General features: G+C 35.3%; 4 protein-coding genes. All 4 read right to left on the bottom strand.

Going from position 1 to position 3,487, the window contains the following annotated elements; translation table 11 throughout:
* Positions 1-187: hypothetical protein (locus tag LEP1GSC199_RS21535; RefSeq protein ID WP_002975836.1), on the bottom strand; the 187-nt coding region annotated here is incomplete at its 3' end.
* 670 nt (positions 188-857) lie between these two features.
* The gene (locus tag LEP1GSC199_RS00040) at positions 858-1,406 is read right to left on the bottom strand and encodes a hypothetical protein (protein ID WP_002975839.1); all 549 of its coding nucleotides are present in this window, start codon (positions 1,404-1,406) and stop codon (positions 858-860) included.
* The gene (locus LEP1GSC199_RS00035) at positions 1,393-1,737 is read right to left on the bottom strand and encodes a hypothetical protein (RefSeq protein ID WP_002975840.1); all 345 of its coding nucleotides are present in this window, start codon (positions 1,735-1,737) and stop codon (positions 1,393-1,395) included. The genes LEP1GSC199_RS00040 and LEP1GSC199_RS00035 overlap by 14 nt, the downstream gene beginning before the upstream one ends.
* A 723-nt stretch (positions 1,738-2,460) precedes the next feature.
* Complete coding sequence (locus tag LEP1GSC199_RS00030) at positions 2,461-3,228, bottom strand: hypothetical protein (protein ID WP_002975837.1); 768 nt, start codon at positions 3,226-3,228, stop codon at positions 2,461-2,463.
* Between the last annotated feature and the right edge of the window lie 259 nt (positions 3,229-3,487).

The following is a 3,487-nucleotide window of genomic DNA, read 5'->3' as shown; positions in this document are numbered from 1 at the left end:
AAATAATTTCTACTTTGTTCCCTCCTCGGAGACCTAACGACTTTGATTTCTGGTCTGGTAATTCCCTAAGATGAATATTTTTTCCCTTTATAAAAGAGAAATTTTTTGGTTCTGAATTTTCTGTCTGATCTTTACAAAATTGTAGAACCAAAATTAGGATTAGAAGAAAGTATTTTATTTTTTTCATATTGTTTCTACGAATTGCATATAACGAACTAGCTAACCGACGTAGGCTGACCCTGAGCCTCCGTGCGGAGGCGTTAGGGATTGGCACGAGGCTTGCGTAAGCAAGAGGAGTGACAAAAGCCTATGTGCCGAAGGCCGAGCGAGGGCGAAGTCCCGAAGCGAAGTGGTTAGCGGTAGTTAATTGCAGTTGGTTTTGTGTTGTATTTGCTAATAATACGAAGTGTGCGAAGTCCCAGCGCGCAAATTTTCATTCTTATTCTTGGTCTTCAAAGCCCGATAATCATTTTTGCATCATGCAAACCGTGACCAAAAAATAATAGGAAATGTAGCGAAATAAATCTCTTAATTCTTATTCTTTTCTTTAAAGCGCTTGAATCATTAACAAAGTAATTAAACCGATATAAAGATCTATTATTGAATTGAGCAAAGTTGGACCCTCACCTTTTAAGAAAAATTGCGCGCTGGATTTTTAGAATAGAATTAACCAATTGCAATTAACGAACTAGTGGAGACGACGTTTCCCGACCCTGAGTCCCAACGGGACGTTAGGGACTGGCACGGAGTTTGCGGATGCAAACGAGTGACAGAAGGGAAATGTGGCGCAGCCCAAGCGAGGCCTCGTGCCGAAGCGCAGCGTTTCCACGCTGTTATGCGTAGTCCCGTATATTTAATTATTTCTTGTATAACCTAAAAAATTCATCGAAAGCTTCTTTTCCACTACTAGACTCATTTAAACACCATTCTTCTACTTTTTTTAAGTCAAACTTTTGACTTTTTGCAACTAGCAATGCCTGATCTAGACATTCTCTTGCTTTGAAGTGTATGAAGGAAGCTAATCTATCTTTAATACAGTCAGTGGGAGAAAGAATTTTAAGAATCTTTCCTTTAAACTCTTTTTCGTCAGGAATAATTCGATAATCATCTCCTATTGATACTGGTGCAGAAACGAATTCAATGTATAAATGCTGACATTTAGGATGAACATAATGACGGTTAACCTTACTAAAGCCAATACTTTCCATAGTAGATTTAATATCTCTTTCCTTTGATAAAAGAGGTTCAACTAAATCTAAATCTCCAGAACGATATGCTCCTTTTGAATAAATAGCTACGACAGCGCCACCGACTAGAACGGAATGTATTCCTTTATTTGCGAGATGCCATCCAACGAATTTCCACAGTTCTTCCTCATTAACGTCAGACCAATTAGGTTCTTCCATATACTGGTTTCCCTTTTTGTCTTGGTCTTCTTCTTTCTGAAAATATTTTTTCTTTTTCTTCTATTGTTAATGAATTATAAAAAATCTCTAAGATAGCCTTTATAGGTTTGACAAAAGGAGATTTTTGGTTAAATGAAAAGACTCTAGTTCTCCCAACATTTTTTGCGACTAGAATACCAGCTTTTTCGAAACGTTCCAGTTGAAGTCTGATTGGTGTAGGAGCAAGTTGATAATCATTAGCTATTGCAGCGGAATGAATTTCATTGTAATGGAATAAATGTAGAAGAACCCTGGATGCTGTTTTATTTCCAAATATACCATCAAGTATCATAAGTAAGGGATAATAGTATGTCCAAAGATATCAACTAAAAAATAGTCGATATAGACTAAAAATTAGTTTATAGGGATTACGCATAACGAACTAGCTAACCAACGTAGGCTGACCCTGAGCCTCCGTACGGAGGCGTTAGGGATTGGCACGAGGCTTGCGTAAGCAAGAGGAGTGACAAAAGCCTATGTGCCGAAGGCCGAGCGAGGGCGAAGTCCCGAAGCGAAGTGGTTAGCGGTAGTTAATTGCAGTTGGTTTTGTGTTGTATTTGCTAATAATACGAAGTGTTTGAAATCCCAGCGCACAAATTTTCTTTCTTATTCTTGGTCTTCAAAGCCCGACAATCATTTTTGAATCATGCAAACCGTGACGAAAAAATAATAGGAAATGTAGCGAAATAAATCTCTTAATTCTTATTCTTTTCTTTAAAGCGCTTGAATCATTAACAAAGTAATAAAACCGATATAAAGATCTATTATCGAATTGAGCAAAGTTGGACCCTCACCTTTTAAGAAAAATTGCGCGCTGGTTTTTTTGAATAGAATTAACCAATTGCAATTAACGAACTAGACTTACCGAAGTTGTCCGACCCTGAGTCCCGAAGGGACGTTAGGGACTGGCACGTAGTTTGCGGATGCAAACGAGTGACAGGAGGACAATTTGGCGTAGCCCGAGCGAGGGCTTGTGCCGAAGCGTAGCGGTAAGTCGCTGTTATTTGCAGTGTGACTATATTTCTCTCAATTCTGATTCGAAAATTTTATTGTTTTCGATTTCTTGATTCCAAATTTCGAATTTTTCATTTAGGTTAAGATTGTAATCGTAATTAGTTTTAATTAAAGCTTCGTTTTTGATTGAATCTAATAAAATGAGAATTTCTTTGCCTATAAAAGAGGCCATACCAAAATAGATTAGTTTGTTTTCATGACGTGATTTTTCATTTAAAAGAAAATTTTTAAAGTTTAAACTTGTGAAGGTTGTATGTATAAAAGTTGAAAAATGAGAGTACCAAAACGATGCTATTATGCTATTGTTAACATTGGAGTTAGGAAATAGAAAACCATTATGAAATTTTGCCCAGTTTCCCTTTTTAATAGCGTTTATAGATTCTTTAGATAGTGTTTTATACTCATCATTCGATTTGATGAGCGCATAAATTTCAGTTAGTTGTTGGTCATGAATTTCGTTATTTTTATAGTTTATAAGATTATTTTGGGAATTTTTGATGTCACAATATTTCAAAATGTAAAATCTGAATTTAGTGATTTTGTTATTATTATTGAAATTTTCGAAAATGAAAACTATCAATTTGATTTCTAGCATTATTCTCAGAATTGCACCGATAGAATTGTCATCAAGAACTAGTCTATTTCCGAAAACTTTGGTCTTGAAATTTCCGATTAAGTTAATTGTATTGTAACTTGTGTAAAATTTAAGAACCAGTTCCCTTAAAAGATTTCGATCATCGTTTAATTCTATTTCATAATAAATTTCCATTAAAAATCGTATATAATTTTTATTTCCAAATATTCATTATGGTAATAATCTAATAAATTATCGACGCCACGTATTCTGGGTTTTCAATTAAAGAGTTAATGAATTCAACGAATTCTTTTTTTGATTTTATGAAGATATTTTCATTGTTCATTAATTTTTGTTAGTTTTTGATTTGTCACATTGCAAATAACGAACGAGGCTAAACGACGTTCCTCGGAGCTGAGCCTACGGAGTAGGCGTTAGCGTCGGCACGTATTCT

This window comes from Leptospira vanthielii serovar Holland str. Waz Holland = ATCC 700522 (assembly GCF_000332455.1).
Taxonomy (GTDB): Bacteria; Spirochaetota; Leptospiria; order Leptospirales; family Leptospiraceae; genus Leptospira_A; species Leptospira_A vanthielii.
This window is presented reverse-complemented; position numbering and strand designations above follow the sequence as displayed.

Bases quoted from the DNA above. Each gene is read 5' to 3' on its own strand.
- LEP1GSC199_RS00040 (WP_002975839.1), bottom strand. From the start codon at position 1,406: ATGGAAGAACCTAATTGGTCTGACGTTAATGAGGAAGAACTGTGGAAA.
- LEP1GSC199_RS00035 (WP_002975840.1), bottom strand. From the start codon at position 1,737: ATGATACTTGATGGTATATTTGGAAATAAAACAGCATCCAGGGTTCTT.
- LEP1GSC199_RS00030 (WP_002975837.1), bottom strand. From the start codon at position 3,228: ATGGAAATTTATTATGAAATAGAATTAAACGATGATCGAAATCTTTTA.